The 15,363-nt window shown below is 71.2% G+C and carries 15 protein-coding genes; 4 read left to right on the top strand and 11 right to left on the bottom strand.

The genetic code is table 11. The annotated features are described in order from the left end of the window. The first annotated feature begins 3 nt into the window (after positions 1-3). Complete coding sequence (locus A6A25_RS06795) at positions 4-801, top strand: SIR2 family NAD-dependent protein deacylase (protein WP_073886918.1); 798 nt, start codon at positions 4-6, stop codon at positions 799-801. Here A6A25_RS06795 and A6A25_RS06790 read toward each other — a convergent pair. Beyond that, positions 773-1,747 carry an endonuclease/exonuclease/phosphatase family protein gene (locus A6A25_RS06790; protein WP_073886917.1) on the bottom strand — a complete coding sequence of 325 codons (975 nt, stop codon included), beginning with the start codon at positions 1,745-1,747 and terminating at the stop codon, positions 773-775. The two genes, A6A25_RS06795 and A6A25_RS06790, sit on opposite strands and share 29 nt — an antisense overlap. A gap of 18 nt (positions 1,748-1,765) precedes the next feature. Between A6A25_RS06790 and pcp the strand changes: the two genes are divergently transcribed. Further along, positions 1,766-2,398: a pyroglutamyl-peptidase I gene (pcp, locus tag A6A25_RS06785; RefSeq protein ID WP_073886916.1), complete on the top strand. Its 633-nt coding sequence runs from the start codon at positions 1,766-1,768 to the stop codon at positions 2,396-2,398. Positions 2,399-2,463: 65 nt separating this feature from the next. Here pcp and A6A25_RS06780 read toward each other — a convergent pair whose 3' ends face one another. Next, positions 2,464-5,022: an ATP-dependent Clp protease ATP-binding subunit gene (locus A6A25_RS06780; RefSeq protein ID WP_073886915.1), complete on the bottom strand. Its 2,559-nt coding sequence runs from the start codon at positions 5,020-5,022 to the stop codon at positions 2,464-2,466. A gap of 350 nt (positions 5,023-5,372) precedes the next feature. Here A6A25_RS06780 and A6A25_RS06775 point away from each other — a divergent pair, with 350 nt between their 5' ends. After that, positions 5,373-6,173, top strand: coding sequence for a (2Fe-2S)-binding protein (locus A6A25_RS06775; protein WP_083668052.1), 801 nt, complete (start codon positions 5,373-5,375; stop codon positions 6,171-6,173). Positions 6,174-6,293: 120 nt separating this feature from the next. On the opposite strand, the gene A6A25_RS06770 is transcribed toward A6A25_RS06775, so the two are convergent. The 5 genes from A6A25_RS06770 to lysS all read right to left on the bottom strand — a co-directional run bounded on the left by A6A25_RS06770 (position 6,294) and on the right by lysS (position 11,370). Further along, positions 6,294-7,100 carry an ABC transporter ATP-binding protein gene (locus tag A6A25_RS06770; protein ID WP_073886914.1) on the bottom strand — a complete coding sequence of 269 codons (807 nt, stop codon included), beginning with the start codon at positions 7,098-7,100 and terminating at the stop codon, positions 6,294-6,296. After that, on the bottom strand, positions 7,097-8,122 hold the full coding sequence (locus tag A6A25_RS06765) for a FecCD family ABC transporter permease (RefSeq protein WP_241828532.1): 1,026 nt from the start codon (positions 8,120-8,122) through the stop codon (positions 7,097-7,099). The genes A6A25_RS06770 and A6A25_RS06765 overlap by 4 nt, the downstream gene beginning before the upstream one ends. Positions 8,123-8,142: 20 nt before the next feature. Continuing rightward, on the bottom strand, positions 8,143-9,150 hold the full coding sequence (locus A6A25_RS06760; protein ID WP_073886912.1) for a FecCD family ABC transporter permease: 1,008 nt from the start codon (positions 9,148-9,150) through the stop codon (positions 8,143-8,145). A 246-nt stretch (positions 9,151-9,396) separates the two neighbouring features. After that, on the bottom strand, positions 9,397-9,744 hold the full coding sequence (locus tag A6A25_RS06755; protein WP_073886911.1) for a histone-like nucleoid-structuring protein Lsr2: 348 nt from the start codon (positions 9,742-9,744) through the stop codon (positions 9,397-9,399). A gap of 114 nt (positions 9,745-9,858) precedes the next feature. Further along, a complete protein-coding gene (lysS, locus tag A6A25_RS06750) occupies positions 9,859-11,370 on the bottom strand; it encodes a lysine--tRNA ligase (protein WP_073886910.1) in 1,512 nt (503 codons plus the stop codon). A 62-nt stretch (positions 11,371-11,432) separates the two neighbouring features. On the opposite strand from lysS, the gene A6A25_RS06745 reads away from it, so the two are divergent. Beyond that, complete coding sequence (locus A6A25_RS06745; protein ID WP_241828531.1) at positions 11,433-12,188, top strand: class I SAM-dependent methyltransferase; 756 nt, start codon at positions 11,433-11,435, stop codon at positions 12,186-12,188. A 63-nt stretch (positions 12,189-12,251) separates the two neighbouring features. On the opposite strand, the gene A6A25_RS06740 is transcribed toward A6A25_RS06745, so the two are convergent. Genes A6A25_RS06740 through A6A25_RS06725 form a run of 4 tightly spaced genes read right to left on the bottom strand, consistent with a single transcriptional unit; the run spans position 12,252 to position 15,319 of the window. Beyond that, positions 12,252-13,037: a type III pantothenate kinase gene (locus tag A6A25_RS06740; protein ID WP_073886908.1), complete on the bottom strand. Its 786-nt coding sequence runs from the start codon at positions 13,035-13,037 to the stop codon at positions 12,252-12,254. Between the two features lie 11 nt (positions 13,038-13,048). Continuing rightward, positions 13,049-13,531: an aspartate 1-decarboxylase gene (gene panD, locus A6A25_RS06735; RefSeq protein ID WP_073886907.1), complete on the bottom strand. Its 483-nt coding sequence runs from the start codon at positions 13,529-13,531 to the stop codon at positions 13,049-13,051. Positions 13,532-13,541: 10 nt separating this feature from the next. Beyond that, positions 13,542-14,432 carry a pantoate--beta-alanine ligase gene (gene panC, locus A6A25_RS06730; protein WP_073886906.1) on the bottom strand — a complete coding sequence of 297 codons (891 nt, stop codon included), beginning with the start codon at positions 14,430-14,432 and terminating at the stop codon, positions 13,542-13,544. Continuing rightward, on the bottom strand, positions 14,429-15,319 hold the full coding sequence (locus A6A25_RS06725; protein WP_073886905.1) for a Rossmann-like and DUF2520 domain-containing protein: 891 nt from the start codon (positions 15,317-15,319) through the stop codon (positions 14,429-14,431). The genes panC and A6A25_RS06725 overlap by 4 nt, the downstream gene beginning before the upstream one ends. Between the last annotated feature and the right edge of the window lie 44 nt (positions 15,320-15,363).

Genomic DNA, 15,363 nt, shown 5'->3' with positions numbered 1-15,363 from the left:
CGGGTGAACGAGGCGCTCGACCGCGCGGCGGACCTGGTCCAGGCCGCCGACGCGGTGCTGGTGTGCGCGGGTGCCGGGATGGGCGTCGACTCGGGCCTGCCCGACTTCCGCGGTGCCACCGGCTTCTGGCAGGCCTACCCGCCCTACGAGCGGCTGGGCCTGCGGTTCGAGGAACTGGCCGACCCGGTGCACTTCGTGGAGGACCCGGCGCTCGCGTGGGGCTTCTACGGTCACCGGCTCGACCTGTACCGGCGCACGGTGCCGCACGACGGGTTCCGCGTGCTGCGGGAGTGGGGCGCGCGGGTGTTCACGTCCAACGTGGACGGCCAGTTCCAGCGGGCCGGGTTCACCGACGTGGCCGAGGTGCACGGGTCGATCCACCACCTGCAGTGCGTGGAGCCCTGCACGGACGAGGTGTGGCCCGCCGACGACGTCGTGGTGGACGTGGACCCGGAGACGATGCGCGCGACCGGGCCGCTGCCGTCGTGCCGCAACTGCGGTGGGCTGGCGAGGCCGAACATCCTCATGTTCGGCGACTGGTCGTGGATCGGCGCACCGTCGCAGAAGGCGCTGGACGAGTTCGCCCAGTGGCGGCGCGGGCGGCGCGACCTGGTCGTGCTGGAGATCGGCGCCGGTCAGGCGGTGCCGACCGTGCGGCGGCAGGCGGAGCTGGCCAGTGCCGCCTCGGGCGCGCTGATCAGGATCAACCCGCGTGAGCCGGAGGTGCGGCACGGGCGCGGCGTGTCGCTGCCGCTGGGCGCGCTGGAGGCGATCACCGAGCTGGCACGACGAATCGGGTGACGACGGCCCGGTGGTCCGAGCCGGGCACGTCGAGAACCTCGAAGTCCTCCACCGGGCACCGGTCGTCCACCAGCACGTGGTCGATGGCCACCGGCGGCGGCCACAGCGCGCCGCCGGACGGCCAGGTCGGGTTCAGGCCCTCACCGACCTGGTCGGCGGCGTCCACGTAACCGCTGTTGAGCAGCCGGCGCAGGCCCGCGTGGTCCAGGGTGGCGTTGAAGTCGCCGGCGAGCACGCGCACCGGCCCGCCCAGCTCCCGTTCGGGCAGGCCCGCCATGTCCCGCAGCCAGTTGCCCGGCCCGGCGTCGACCACGGGCGGCAGCGGGTGCACCGACAGGACCTCCAGGTCCGCACCGGGCAGGTCGACCAGCGCGCCCGCCTGGCGCAGCGTGCTGGGCGGCGTGAGCGTGCGCGGGGACAGCGGGTAGCGGGACGCGAGGCCGGAGCCGGAGCCGCCCGGCTCGTCCAGGAAGTGCCGGTGCGGCAGCACCTCGTCCAGGCCCGCGCGTTCGAGGTCGAGCACCATCTCGGGGGTCAGCTCCTGCATCGCGAGCACGTCCACGTCGTGCGCCCGCACGGCCGCCACGACGGCTTCCGCCTCCGCCCGGCCGACCAGCAGGTTCGCCGCCATCACGGTCACCGCTCGGCCCACGCCCACCGGCCGTGAGTCGGGGAACGCCCTCGGCGCGACCGCCGCCACCAGCACCACGGCGACCAGCGACGTGACCGTGCCGACCGCCCACCGCCGCAGCAGCAGCGCCAGCCCGCCCAGCACCACACCCGCCGCCGTGAAGTAGGGCGTCAGCGCGGTCGTGGCGGCCAGGTACCGGGTGCCGTCGAGGCCCAGCAGCCGGGTGGCCGCGGCGAGCAGGAACGCGATAGCCGCCAATACCAGCAGGAACGTCGTCCCCTTGCGCCTGGTGCGGCGTTCCTCGATGTCGACCACGCGTTCTAGTCTGCCCGAGTGGAGGTTTTGCTGACGGGCTTCGAACCGTTCGACGGCGAGGACACCAACCCGTCGTGGGACGCGGTCGACGCGGTGCGACCGGACGGCTACCGGCTGACGAAGTTGCGCCTGCCGTGCGTGTTCGGCGACTCGCTCACCGCGCTGCGCGAGGCCCTCGCGGCCCGCCGCTACGACCTGGTGGTGTGCGTCGGCCAGGCGGGCGGACGGGCCGGCATCACGCCGGAGCGCGTCGCGGTGAACCTGGACGACGCCCGGATCCCGGACAACGCGGGCGGCCGGCCCATCGACGAGCCGGTGGTGCCGGGCGGCCCGGCCGCGTACTTCACCGGGCTACCGGTGAAGGCGTGCGTGGCGGCGCTGGAGGCCGAGGGGATCCCGGCGTCGGTGTCGCACACGGCGGGCACGTTCGTGTGCAACCACGTGTTCTACGGCCTCATGCACCTGGTCGCGACCGAGCACCCGGGCGTGCGCGGCGGGTTCGTGCACGTGCCGTTCTCGCCCGAGCAGGCCGAGGGCCGCGGCCTGCCCAGCCTGCCCGTCGCCACCACGGCCAGGGCGCTGGAGCTGATCGTGCGCACCGCGCTGACCACGTCCACCGATCTGCACACCACCGCCGGCACCCTGCACTGACCCTCTGATCAGCCGAAACGCCCCCCGGGGCGGACCCGAGGGGCGTTTCGGTCAGGCGTCGTGCGTCAGGCGGACTCGGAGTCCGAGTCGCCGCCCGAGTCGCCACCGGACGACGCGAGGTCGACCGGCGGGGCGTCGGGCACCCGCAGCGGCTTGGCCTCGCCGCGGAAGGTGAAGTGCGCCTTGTCGTCGGCCTCGGACTCGCCGTCCCAGCCCTCGACGTCGGTGATGATGATCTGGCCGGGCTGGATCTCCCCGAACAGGATCTTCTCCGACAGCTGGTCCTCGATCTCCCGCTGGATCGTGCGGCGCAGCGGCCGGGCACCCAGCACGGGGTCGAACCCGCGCTTGGCCAGCAGCTTCTTCGCCCGATCGGTGAGCTCGATCGCCATGTCCTTGTTCTTCAACTGCGTCTCGACGCGGGCGATCATCAGGTCCACCATCTTGATGATCTCGTCCTGCGTGAGCTGGTGGAAGACGATGATGTCGTCGATGCGGTTGAGGAACTCGGGCCGGAAGTGCTTCTTCAGCTCGTCGTTGACCTTGTTCTTCATGCGCTCGTAGTTGGACGCGGTGTCCTGACCCGAGGTGAAGCCGAGGCCGACGGCCTTGCTGATGTCCGACGTGCCCAGGTTGGACGTGAAGATGATGACGGTGTTCTTGAAGTCCACCGTCCGGCCCTGACCGTCGGTCAGGCGGCCGTCCTCCAGCACCTGGAGCAGCGTGTTGTAGACCTCCTGGTGGGCCTTCTCGATCTCGTCGAACAGCACCACCGAGAACGGCTTGCGGCGCACCTTCTCGGTGAGCTGGCCGCCCTCCTCGTAGCCGACGTAGCCGGGAGGGGCACCGAACAGGCGCGACGCCGTGTAGCGGTCGTGGAACTCGCCCATGTCGATCTGGATCAGGGCGTCGTCCTCGCCGAACAGGAAGTTCGCCAGCGCCTTGGACAGCTCGGTCTTACCCACACCGGACGGGCCGGCGAAGATGAACGAGCCCGACGGGCGCTTCGGGTCCTTCAGACCCGCCCGCGTGCGGCGGATCGCCTGGCTGACCGCCTTGACGGCGTCGACCTGGCCGATGATCCGCTTGTGCAGCTCGTCCTCCATGCGGAGCAGACGCGTGGTCTCCTCCTCGGTGAGCTTGAACACGGGGATGCCGGTCCAGTTCGCCAGCACCTCGGCGATCTGCTCGTCGTCCACCTCGGCGACGACGTCGAGGTCGCCGTCCTTCCACTGCTTCTCCCGCTCGGCCTTCTGGCCGAGCAGCGTCTTCTCCTGGTCGCGGAGCTTCGCGGCGCGCTCGAAGTCCTGCGCGTCGATCGCGGACTCCTTGTCCCGGCGCACGTCGGCGATCTTCTCGTCGAACTCGCGCAGGTCCGGCGGCGCGGTCATCCGGCGGATGCGCATCCGCGCGCCCGCCTCGTCGATCAGGTCGATCGCCTTGTCCGGCAGGAACCGGTCGTTGATGTACCGGTCGGCCAGCGTGGCGGCCGCGACCAGCGCCGAGTCGGTGATCGAGACGCGGTGGTGCGCCTCGTACCGGTCCCGCAGACCCTTCAGGATCTCGATCGTGTGCTCCAGGGACGGCTCGCCGACCTGGATCGGCTGGAACCGGCGCTCCAGGGCGGGGTCCTTCTCGACGTACTTGCGGTACTCGTCGAGCGTGGTCGCGCCGATGGTCTGCAGCTCGCCGCGGGCCAGCATGGGCTTGAGGATCGACGCGGCGTCGATCGCGCCCTCGGCCGCACCGGCGCCCACCAGGGTGTGGATCTCGTCGATGAACAGGATGATGTCGCCGCGGGTGCGGATCTCCTTGAGCACCTTCTTCAGGCGCTCTTCGAAGTCACCGCGGTAGCGCGAGCCCGCCACCAGCGAACCCAGGTCCAGGGTGTAGAGCTGCTTGTCCTTCAGCGTCTCGGGCACCTCGCCCTTGACCACCATCTGGGCCAAGCCCTCGACCACGGCGGTCTTGCCCACGCCGGGCTCGCCGATCAGGACCGGGTTGTTCTTGGTGCGGCGGGACAGCACCTGCATGACCCGCTCGATCTCCTTGGTGCGCCCGATCACCGGGTCGAGCTTGCCCTCCCGCGCGCTGGCGGTCAGGTTGCGCCCGAACTGGTCGAGGACCAGGGACGAGGACGGGGTGCCCTCACCGCGGCCACCGGACTCGGCGGGCTCCTTGCCGCCGGAGTAGCCGGACAGGAGCTGGAGAACCTGCTGGCGCACCCGGTTGAGGTCCGCGCCCAGCTTGACCAGCACCTGCGCGGCGACGCCTTCGCCCTCGCGGATCAGGCCGAGCAGGATGTGCTCCGTGCCGATGTAGTTGTGTCCGAGCTGCAGCGCTTCGCGCAGGGACAGCTCGAGCACCTTCTTGGCGCGCGGGGTGAAGGGGATGTGGCCGGATGGGGCCTGCTGACCCTGGCCGATGATCTCTTCGACCTGCTGGCGGACGCCCTCCAGCGCGATCCCCAACGACTCCAGCGCCTTGGCGGCGACACCTTCACCCTCGTGGATCAACCCCAGGAGGATGTGCTCGGTGCCGATGTAGTTGTGGTTGAGCATCCGGGCCTCTTCTTGGGCCAGGACAACCACCCGCCTCGCGCGGTCGGTGAACCTTTCGAACATTCGCACTCCCTGACTGCTGCGCCGGCGGTCCTCGGGCTCACCACTGGCTGACCGTCTGGCTGACCGTGGAGAGCGCGGCACCGTGGGACCACTGTAGTCGTCAGTGCCGACACTCTCAGTTCCCGATCGCAGGCAGCCGTCTTCGGGGATCTCTGACATCGGTACCAACGCGTGATCTGCCAGCGGGATTCCACGGAACGGCGGTTGTCCGCTGAGCGCGAACATTCAACCGTTCGGCGACATCCGGGGTGACCGGTGTCACCGCCGCCGTGCGAGTTAGGTGAACCTCGGTAAGGTTAGGCAAGCCTCAACCACTCGAACCATCTCGAACCGACGAGGACCTTCTGGCCATGACCGTACCGGTGCGCACGACCGCCTGCGACGTGACGACGCCCGTCGCGCGCTCGTTGGGGCGGGTGTCGCTGTACGAGGGCTTCGAGGCGCGGTTCGGGCTGCCGGCCGCGCGCGGCGACTGGGTGCTGTGCTCGGAGTTCCTGGGCGAGCCGGAGCGGTTCGACGGGTGGCGCAAGGCGCTGGCGGAGTGGCTGCGCGAGCAGTACGGCGAGGCGCCCGACCGCACCACCGCCGGGTACGTCATGAGCTGGTACCTCAACGTCGTGGGCGTGCTGGGCGGGCTGCTGTTCCACACCGAGCGGCGGGTGCCGTCGCTGCGGCCCGCCGACGTGGCCGTGAAGGTGGCGGCGGAGGGCAGGCCGCACGTGGTCGGCGTGGCGTTGCTGGCCGACGACTTCGCGTGCCTGCCGGACGACCCGGAGGCCGGCCACCCGGCGGCGACCGTGGTGGCCGACGAGACGGCGTTGGCGGCGTTGCTGCGGGCCCGGTTCGCGGCGCACAGCGCGCAGTTCGTGGGCGCGTTCGGGCCGACCGTGCGGCTGGGGCGGCGGATGCTGTGGGCGGCGGCCACGGACGCGCTGGACAGCGCGGCGTGGACGGTCGGCCAGCTGTGCGGCGACGAGACGGCCGGTGTGATGGACTCGGCGCTGCTGCTGCCGGCCAAGCTCGACCCGTTCACCTCGGCGTCGACCCTGCGCGCGACCGAGACGGGCTGGACCCGCCGCCGCGAGAGCTGCTGCTTCCACTTCGTCCTGCCGAACGCCGAGGCCTGCACCACCTGCCCCCGCGTCTGCTGACGCGCCCCCGAGCGTTCAACTCGGGGTACCTGAACGTAGGACACGCGCGTTCCGAACGTAGGACACGCGCGAGAGTCCTACGTTCACGCCGCGTGTGTCCTACGTTCGGAACACCCGAGTTCAACGCTCGGGGGTGCGGTGGCGGTGGCCGATGGGGATGACCAGCGGGGTGGACGTGACCGGGTCGGGGACGACGCGGGCGTCCAGGCCGAAGACGGCCAGCAGGTTCTCCTCGGTCAGCACGTCCGAGGGCGGGCCGGCCACCACGATCCGGCCGTCCTTCATCGCGACCAGGCGGTCGGCGTAACGGGCGGCCAGGTTCAGGTCGTGCAGCACCATCACCACGGTCCGGCCGAAGTCGCGGTGCAGCCGCTGCACGAGGTCCAGCACGTCGACCTGGTGCGCCAGGTCCAGGTAGGTCGTCGGCTCGTCCAGCAGCAGCAGGTCCGTGCCCTGCGCCAGCGCCATCGAGATCCACGCCCGCTGCCGCTGCCCGCCGGACAGCTCGTCCACGGTCCGGTCGGCCAGCTCCGCCATCCCGGTCATCTCCAGCGCGGACGCCACCGCAGCCTCGTCCTCCGGCGACCACTGCCGGTACCACGCCTGGTGCGGGTGCCGCCCGCGCGCCACCAGCTCGGCCACGGTCAGCCCTTCGGGCGCCTGCGGCGATTGCGGCAGCATCGCCAGCACCTTCGCCACCTCACGGGTCGGCGTCCGGTTGATCCGCTTGCCGTCCAGCACCACGGCACCCGAACGCGCGGGCAGCAACCGACCCAGGGCGCGCAGCAACGTCGACTTGCCGCACCCGTTGGGCCCGATCACCGCCGTCACCGAACCAGACAGCACGTCCAGATCCAGCCCGGACACCACCAGCCGCTCCCCGTACCCGACGGACAGCGCCTGGGCCTGCAGCCGAACTGCGGTCATACCCGTGCCTCCCGGCGACTGCGGACGAGCAGGTACATCAGATAAGGAGCGCCGAGCACCGCGGTCACCACGCCCACCGGCAGCTCGAACCCACCGAACGCCAACCGCGCCACCAGGTCCGACACCACCACGAGCAGCCCGCCGACCACGGCCGACCCGAGCAGCGGCGGCGTGGCGGTCCCGGCCAGCCGCAGCGCGATCTGCGGTGACGCCAGCGCCACGAACGCCACCGGCCCGGCCGACGCGGTGGCCACGGCCGCCAGCACGACGGCCGGCAGCAGCACCACCGTCCGCGCACCGTTGAGCCGCACGCCCAGCCCGCGCACGGTGTCGTCGTCGAACCGCAGCGCACCCAGCAGCCGGGTGCCGACCAGGGCCGCCGGGATCAGCACCGCCAGCGCCAGCCCGACCGGCACGACGTGCTCCCACCCGCGCCCGTTGAGGCTGCCGGTGATCCACACCAGCACCCGCGCCGCGTCGGTCACGTCGCCGACGGTCAGCAGGTAGTGGGTGAAGTTGCCGGTCACCGCCGTGATGCCGACGCCGACGAGCACCAGCCGGAAACCCTCGATCCCCCGCCGCCACGCCAGCCCGTAGACCAGCAGCCCCGCCACCAGCCCACCGCCCAGCGCCGCCAACGGCACGCCGACCGCCGCCGTCGTCCCGCCGACCACGCCCAGCGACCCGCCGAACGTGATCACGGTGACCGCGCCGGCGCCCGCGCCCCACGTGACCCCGAGGATGTCGGGGCTGGCCAACGGGTTGCGCGCGATCGACTGGAACACCGCACCGGCCACGCCGAGCGCCGCCCCGACGAACACCCCGGTCAACGCCCGCGGCAGGCGCAGGTCGAGCACGATGAACCGCTGCCCGCGCTGCCCACCGCCCAGCAGCACGTCGAACACCTGCCCCAGCGGGATCGGGAAGTCACCGCGGGCCACGCTCACCGCACCGGCGAGCACCACCAGCCCCAGCCCGACCACCACCACGGCGAACGGCCGCCACCGCAGCGGACCGGACACGGGCCCGACGCGAAAGCCCTTCACAGCCGCACCAGCTTCCGCCGCCGCACCAGGGCGATGAAGAACGGCGCGCCGACCAGGGCCAGCACGACCCCGACCCCCAGCTCACCCGGCCTGGCCACCACCCGGCCGACGACGTCCGCGACCAGCAGCACGATCGCCCCGATCACCCCGGCGAACGGCAGCAGCCACCGGTGGTCCGGCCCGGTCAGCGCCCGCGCCGCGTGCGGCACGACCAGCCCGAGGAACCCGATCGGACCGCACACCGCCACCGCGCCGCCCACCAGCAACGTCGTCGCGACCACCCCGACGACCCGGGTCGCCACCACCCGCTGCCCGAGCGAGCGGGCCACGTCGTCACCGAGCGCCAGCGCGTTCAGCCCGGACGCGTTCGCGCCCGCCAGCACCAGCCCGAGCACCAGGAACGGCAGCACCTGCCACAACAGGTCGAGGTCGCGCCCGGCGATCGCGCCGACCTGCCAGAACCGGAACGCGTCGAGGCTCTGCCGGTCGAGCAGCACCAGCGCGGACACCAGGCCGTGCATGAGGGCACTGACCGCCGCGCCCGCCAGCGCCAGCGTGACCGGTGTGGGCCCGGTGCGCCCGGACCCCAGCAGGAACACCACGACGCTGGCCACCAGCGCGCCCGCGAACGCGAACCACACGTACCCGTAGAGGCTGCTCACACCCAACGTGAAGATCGACAGCACGACCGCGAACGCGGCGCCCTGGGTGACGCCGAGGATGCCCGGGTCGGCCAACGGGTTGCGGGTGTGGCCCTGCATCAGCGCGCCGCCGACGCCCAGCGCCACCCCCACCGCGATGCCGAGCACCGTGCGCGGCACCCGCAGCTCGCGGATCACGAGGTCGTTCTCCAGCCCGGTCGGCGCGGTCAGCGCGTGCCAGACGTCGGCGAGCGGGATGTCCTTCGCGCCGATGGCCACGCTGGCGAGCGCGACCAGGCCGAGGAGTCCGACGAGCAGGACCAGGCGGGTGCTGCGGAGGGCCAACGCTCCTGCTCCTCCCACGGCGACCCGACCTTCGGTGAGGTGAGCCTAACCGAACACGGTTCGAGCACCGCCCGGTGCCGCCGAACGGACGAGTCGAAGATCACCTGAGCGCCCGATGGCGCGATCCGCGCGACGGTCGCCGGAATGGATCTTCACAACACCGGACAAGACGGCGGAAAACGAGCGAAGGGGCACCGGAGGAATCCGGTGCCCCTTCGTCGATCGACGTAATTGCCGTGGCCTGCGCCACGTCCACAACTCGTGTCAGCCCTGCTGGTGGTAAGCCTCCAGCACCTCGGCCGGGATGCGGCCGCGATCGGACACCTTCATGCCCTGCTTGCGGGCCCACTCCCGAATCGCCTGGTTCTGCTCGCGATCCGCCGAAGCCGGCCGAGCCGCCTTCACACCGGCCGGACGACCCGGGCCGCGCTTGCGGCCACCCGCCTTGCGGGCGCTGGCGACGAAGTCGGCGAGAGCGTCGCGGAGCCTGGAGGCATTGTCCGCAGAAAGGTCGATCTCGTAGGACACACCGTCCAATCCGAAGCCGACCGTCTCCTCGGCCTTCCCACCGTCCAGGTCATCGACCAGGGTCACGGTGACCTTCTGCGCCATGCGTATCCTCCTGGACTCGAATGCGCGGTGTTCCCCGACCGCGACCTAAAGCATTGGCGAGTGCAGGTTAGCGCACAAGTGCGGGAATGCGCCGCCCGGAGTCCGAGAAGTTACTCATTCCGGGCGCACGAGGGGGAACAGGATCGTCTCCCGGATACCGAGACCGGTGAGCGCCATCAGCAGCCGGTCGATGCCCATTCCCACACCACCGGACGGTGGCATTCCGTACTCCAGTGATCGCAGAAAGTCTTCGTCGACCGGCATGGCCTCGACGTCACCGGTCGCGCCAAGGCGGGCCTGGGCTTCCAACCGCTCCCGCTCGACCACGGGGTCCACCAGTTCGGAGTATCCCGTGGCCAACTCGAAACCGCGCACGTAGAGGTCCCACTTTTCGGCGACGCCCGGCCGGCTGCGGTGCTGGCGGGTGAGCGGCGAGGTCTCCACCGGGAAATCACGCACAAACGTGGGCGCGTGCAAGGAGTCGCCGACCAGGTGCTCCCACAGCTCCTCGACCAGCTTGCCGTGACCGAGCTTCGGGTCGGTCTCCAGGCCGTGCTTGTCGGCGAGCTCGCGCAACCGCTCCGAAGAAGTTTCGGGCGTGACTTCTTCGCCCGCCGCTTCGGACAACGAGTCGTACATGCTCAACGTGGTCCACTCGCCGCCGAGGTCGTACTCCGAACCGTCGGCCAGCGTCACCACGTGCGAACCGGCCACCGCCATCGCGGCTTCCTGCACCAGCTCGCGGGTGAGCACCGCGTTCGTGTCGTAGGTGGCGTACGCCTCGTAGTACTCCAGCATGGAGAACTCGGGCGAATGCGAGGAGTCCATGCCCTCGTTGCGGAAGTTGCGGTTGATCTCGAAGACCTTCTCGATACCGCCGACCACGCACCGCTTCAGGTACAGCTCCGGCGCGATCCGCAGGAACAGGTCGATGTCGAGCGCGTTCGACCGGGTCACGAACGGCCGGGCGCTCGCACCGCCCTGCAACGTCTGCAACATCGGGGTCTCGACTTCGACGAAACCGCGCCGGTGGAACGACTCCCGCAACGACCGCACCACCGCGGCCCGGTTGCGCACCGTGTTGCGGGCCTGCTCGCGCAGGATCAGATCCACGTAGCGCTGGCGAATGCGGGTTTCCTCGGCGAGTTCCTTGTGCGCGACCGGCAACGGGCGCAACGCCTTCGCCGCCATCTGCCAGCGGTCCGCCATCACCGACAGTTCGCCGCGGCGCGACGTGATGACCTCGCCCTGCACGAATACGTGGTCGCCCAAGTCGACATCGGACTTCCATTCGGCGAGCGCCTGCTCGCCGACGCCGTTCAGGCTCAGCATCGCCTGCAGTTCGGTGCCGTCGCCCTCGCGCAGCGTCGCGAAGCACAACTTGCCGGTGTTGCGGATGAACATGACCCGGCCCGTCACACCGACCACATCACCGGTCGACGTGTCCGGTTCCAGGTCCTGATGCGCTTCGCGCACCTCGCGCAACGTGTGGGTGCGTGGTACTTCGACCGGATACGGATCGACACCGCGTTCCAGCAGTCGCGCCCGCTTCTCCCGGCGCACCCTCAGCTGCTCGGGGAGATCGTCGTCGCTGGTCGCGGAACCGGTCGCTGGCTGCTCACTCACAGGACGAAGAGTACGGAAAGACCGCTCGGGAAATCGAACCGGATCTCACTAGGCTCTGGGTGGTGACCGGAGACGACTTGCGGGCCCGGCGGGCGAACTCCTTCGGAGCGCGCGCCGCGGCGTACGCGGAACACCGACCGGACTACCCGGCCGAGGCCATCCGCTGGGTCCTGGAGCCACTGGGCGAAGGACCGCACCGGGTGCTCGACCTCGCCGCGGGGACGGGCCAGCTGACCGGCGGCCTGCTCGCCGAGGGCCACTACGTGACGGCGGTGGAACCGGACGAGGCGATGCTGTCGGAACTCGTGCGCCACCACGGCGCGGTGCGCGCGTTGCCCGGCACCGCGGAGCGGATCCCCCTGCCGGACGGCACGGTGGACGCTGTCGTGGTCGGCCAGGCGTTCCACTGGTTCGACCCGGCGCGCGCGCTGCCCGAGATCGCGCGCGTGCTGCGGCCGGGCGGTGTGCTGGCGGCGTTGTGGAACGACTACGACAACTCGGTGCCGTGGGTGGACGGGTTCGTCCGGGTGGCCCAGTCCAGCGTGAGCAAGCGGGACGACCTCGCGTTCGACCCGCTGACCGAGTACGAGCAGTTCACCGACCCGGTGAAGCGGCTCTTCCCGCACGCGCACCGGCGCACCGCCGAGTCGCTGGTCGCGATGGTCAACACGCACTCGCACGCGCTGGTGATCGAGGAGGAGGAACGGGCCGAGCTGAACGCGCGGATGCTCGCGTTCCTCAAGTCCCGCCCGGAAACCGCCGACGGCGAGTTCGACCTGCCGCTGACCGTGTTCGTGAAGCGCCTGCAGCGCACTTGACCGCGAGGTCGCGTCGGGGCGACCGAGCCCGCCGTCCGCGGAGCAGCGGCCATCCAACACCGCCTACTTCATATTGCGTTCGAAGACCAGCCTCAGCCCCAACAACGTCAGGTCCGGCACGTGCGCCTGGATGGTGGCCGACTCGGTCACCACCAGGGGCGCGAGGCCACCGGTCGCGATGACCGTGACCGGGCCGGGTTCGCTGAGCTGCAGCTCGTCCACGATCCGGCGCACCAGGCCGTCCACCTGGCCGACGAACCCGTAGACGATGCCGGACTGCAGGCACTCCACGGTGTTCTTGCCGATGACCGAACGAGGACGCACCAGCTCGACCTTGCGCAGCTGGGCGGCACGCGCGGCCAACGCGTCCACGGAGATCTCGATGCCCGGCGCCAGCGCACCGCCGAGGAACTCGCCCTTGGCCGAGATGACGTCGAGGTTCGTGGACGTGCCGAAGTCGACCACGACGCACGCCGTGCTGTGCAGGTGGTGCGCGGCCAGCGTGTTGATCACCCGGTCGGAGCCGACCTCCTTGGGGTTGTCCACCAGCAGCGGCACACCGGTCCGCACGCCCGGCTCCACCAGCACCTTGGGCACGCTGGAGTAGTACCGGCCGAGCATCACGCGCAGCTCGCGCAGCACCGCGGGCACGGTGGACAGCGCCGAGATGCCGGTGATCTTGTCCGCGTACTCGCCGAGCAGGCCGCGCATGGTCAGCGCCAGCTCGTCGGCGGTCATCCGGGCGTCGGTGCGCATCCGCCAGTCCCGGATCAGCGCGGCGGAGTCCCCCGTGCCGTCGTACAGGCCCAGCACGATGTTGGTGTTGCCGACGTCGATGGCGAGCAGCACTGCGCTTCCCCCTAGTCCTCGGCCTGGATCAACGCGTCCAGCGCCGCCGCGTCCTCGGTCTCCGCCGCCACCGGTTCCGGCAGCGCGGACGTGGACCCGTTCACCAGGCCCGAACCCTCGGGCGCGTGCGCCGGGTCCGCGCCGAGCTCGACCACCTTGTTGTCGGCGTCGACGAAGACCACCTTCGGTTCGTACACCCGCGCCTCAGCGTCGTCCATCTGCCCGTAGGCGATGAGGATCACCAGGTCGCCGGGCTTGACGAGGTGTGCCGCCGCGCCGTTGATGCCGATCACGCCGGTGCCGCGCTCGCCGGGGATGACGTAGGTCTCCAGGCGCGCGCCGTTGGTGACGTCCACGATCGCGACCTGCTCGCCCGCCAGCAGGTCGGCGGCCTCCATCAGGTCCTCGTCCACCGTGACCGAGCCGACGTAGTGCAGGTCGGCCTGGGTGACGGTGGCCCGGTGGATCTTCGACTTGAGCATGGTGCGGAACATGGCGGTCCCCTTACTCGTCACCGGTGCCGAGCAGCACGGCGGCGTTGTCGATCAGTCGGGTGGAGCCGACGCGGGCGGCCACCAGCAGGCGGGCGTCGCCGTTCTCCGGCGCCGGGCCGAGGTCGGGCGCGCGCAGCTCCAGGTAGTCGAGGTCGACGCCGGGCGCCGCGGCGAGCGTGTCGTGCGCGGCCTTCAGCACGGCGTCCGCGCCCTGGCCGCTGACGTACGCGCCGGCCACCAGGGCCGCCGACAGCGCGGTCGCGGCCGAGCGCTCCTCCTCGGACAGGTAGCGGTTGCGCGAGGACAGCGCCAGGCCGTCCGGTTCGCGCACGGTCGGCACGCCGACCACGTCCAGGCCGAAGTTCAGGTCGCGCGCCATCCGGTGGATCAGCGTGAGCTGCTGGTAGTCCTTCTCGCCGAACACCGCGTAGGTCGGCTGCACGATGTTGAACAGCTTGGCCACCACGGACAGCACGCCGGCGAAGTGGCCGGGCCGCGTCCGGCCCTCCAGCTCGTCGCCGAGCGGGCCCGGGTCGACGGTGATCGTGCTGCCGGGCAGGTACATGTCGTCCACGGACGGCGCGAAGACCAGGCCGACGCGCTCCTCGCGGCAGATGTCCACATCGGAGTCGAAGCTGCGCGGGTAGCGGTCGAAGTCCTCGTTCGGGCCGAACTGGGTCGGGTTCACGAAGATGGAGACGACGACCACGGTGTTCTGCATGACCTGCGCTTCGCGGATCAGCTTGCGGTGGCCCTCGTGCAGCGCGCCCATGGTCGGCACCAGGGCGATGTTGCGACCGGCCGCCTTCAACGCCTTGGTGACGCGACGCAGCCGGTCCGGGTCGCGGTGCACCGTCACGTCGTTCGGCGTGTAGTCGTCCTTGGTGAGCGGCTTGGTCATGCCTGTCCCTCTAGGGTGGTGCGGACTTCGGACGCGAGTTCGGGCTTGAGCAGCCCCGCCGCCCGGGCGCGCGCCGCGGTGCGGAGCGCCAGGATTCGGTACGCGGGCAGCGATTCGGTGTCGGCGAGCACCGCGAGGTGCTTGGCCACGGTGCCCGCGTCACCGCGCGCGACGGGGCCGGTGAGGGCGCGGTCGCCGTGCCGCAGGGCGTTGTCCAGCGCGGCGGACAGCAGCGGGCCGAGCATGCGCTCGGCGTCGTGGATGCCCGCGCCGCGCAGCAGGTCGGCGCAGTCGGCGACCAGGGTGATCAGGTGGTTCGCGCCGTGCGCGAGGGCGGCGTGGTAGAGCGGGCGGGCGGCCTCGGGCACGCGCACCGGTTCGGCGGACATCTCCACCACCAGCGCCTCGCCGACGTGCCAGGCGATCTCGTCGTCGTCGGCCGCCGTGACGCCGACGGAGCAGGCGTTCACCCGCTGCACGTCCTCGACCCGGCCGGTGAACGTCATCACGGGGTGCAGCGCCAGGCACAGCGCGCCGAGCTCGGCGGCGGGCCGCAGCACCGCCACGCCCTGCGCGCCGCTGGTGTGCACGACGATCTGCCCGGCGCGCAGCGATCCGGTGGCGACGAGGCCGCGGACCAGGCCCGGCAGCTCGTCGTCCGGCACGGCCAGCAGCACCAGGTCGGCGGAGGCGGCGACCTCCGGCGGAGACAGCACGGGCACGTCCGGCAGCAGCTCTTCGGCGCGGCGCAGCGAGTCACGGGATACGGCGGAGACGGCGCTCACGACGTGTCCCGCCCGGGACAGCGCGGCACCCAGCACCGAACCCACCCGGCCGGCCGAGATCACTCCCACGGCCAACCGCGCGGGGCGGGGGGTCGCGTCCATGCGACGTACTCCTTCACCGCGGCGTTCCAGTCCCGATGCTCGGG

This window comes from Saccharothrix sp. CB00851, from assembly GCF_001905065.1.
Classification (GTDB): Bacteria; Actinomycetota; Actinomycetes; order Mycobacteriales; family Pseudonocardiaceae; genus Actinosynnema.
This window is presented reverse-complemented; position numbering and strand designations above follow the sequence as displayed.

What these genes read in the sequence shown, in the direction of transcription:
- A6A25_RS06780 (WP_073886915.1), bottom strand. Translation starts at nt 5,022, where the DNA reads ATGTTCGAAAGGTTCACCGACCGCGCGAGGCGGGTGGTTGTCCTGGCC.
- A6A25_RS06775 (WP_083668052.1), top strand. Translation starts at nt 5,373, where the DNA reads ATGACCGTACCGGTGCGCACGACCGCCTGCGACGTGACGACGCCCGTC.
- A6A25_RS06770 (WP_073886914.1), bottom strand. Translation starts at nt 7,100, where the DNA reads ATGACCGCAGTTCGGCTGCAGGCCCAGGCGCTGTCCGTCGGGTACGGG.
- A6A25_RS06755 (WP_073886911.1), bottom strand. Translation starts at nt 9,744, where the DNA reads ATGGCGCAGAAGGTCACCGTGACCCTGGTCGATGACCTGGACGGTGGG.
- panD (WP_073886907.1), bottom strand. Translation starts at nt 13,531, where the DNA reads ATGTTCCGCACCATGCTCAAGTCGAAGATCCACCGGGCCACCGTCACC.
- panC (WP_073886906.1), bottom strand. Translation starts at nt 14,432, where the DNA reads ATGACCAAGCCGCTCACCAAGGACGACTACACGCCGAACGACGTGACG.
- A6A25_RS06725 (WP_073886905.1), bottom strand. Translation starts at nt 15,319, where the DNA reads ATGGACGCGACCCCCCGCCCCGCGCGGTTGGCCGTGGGAGTGATCTCG.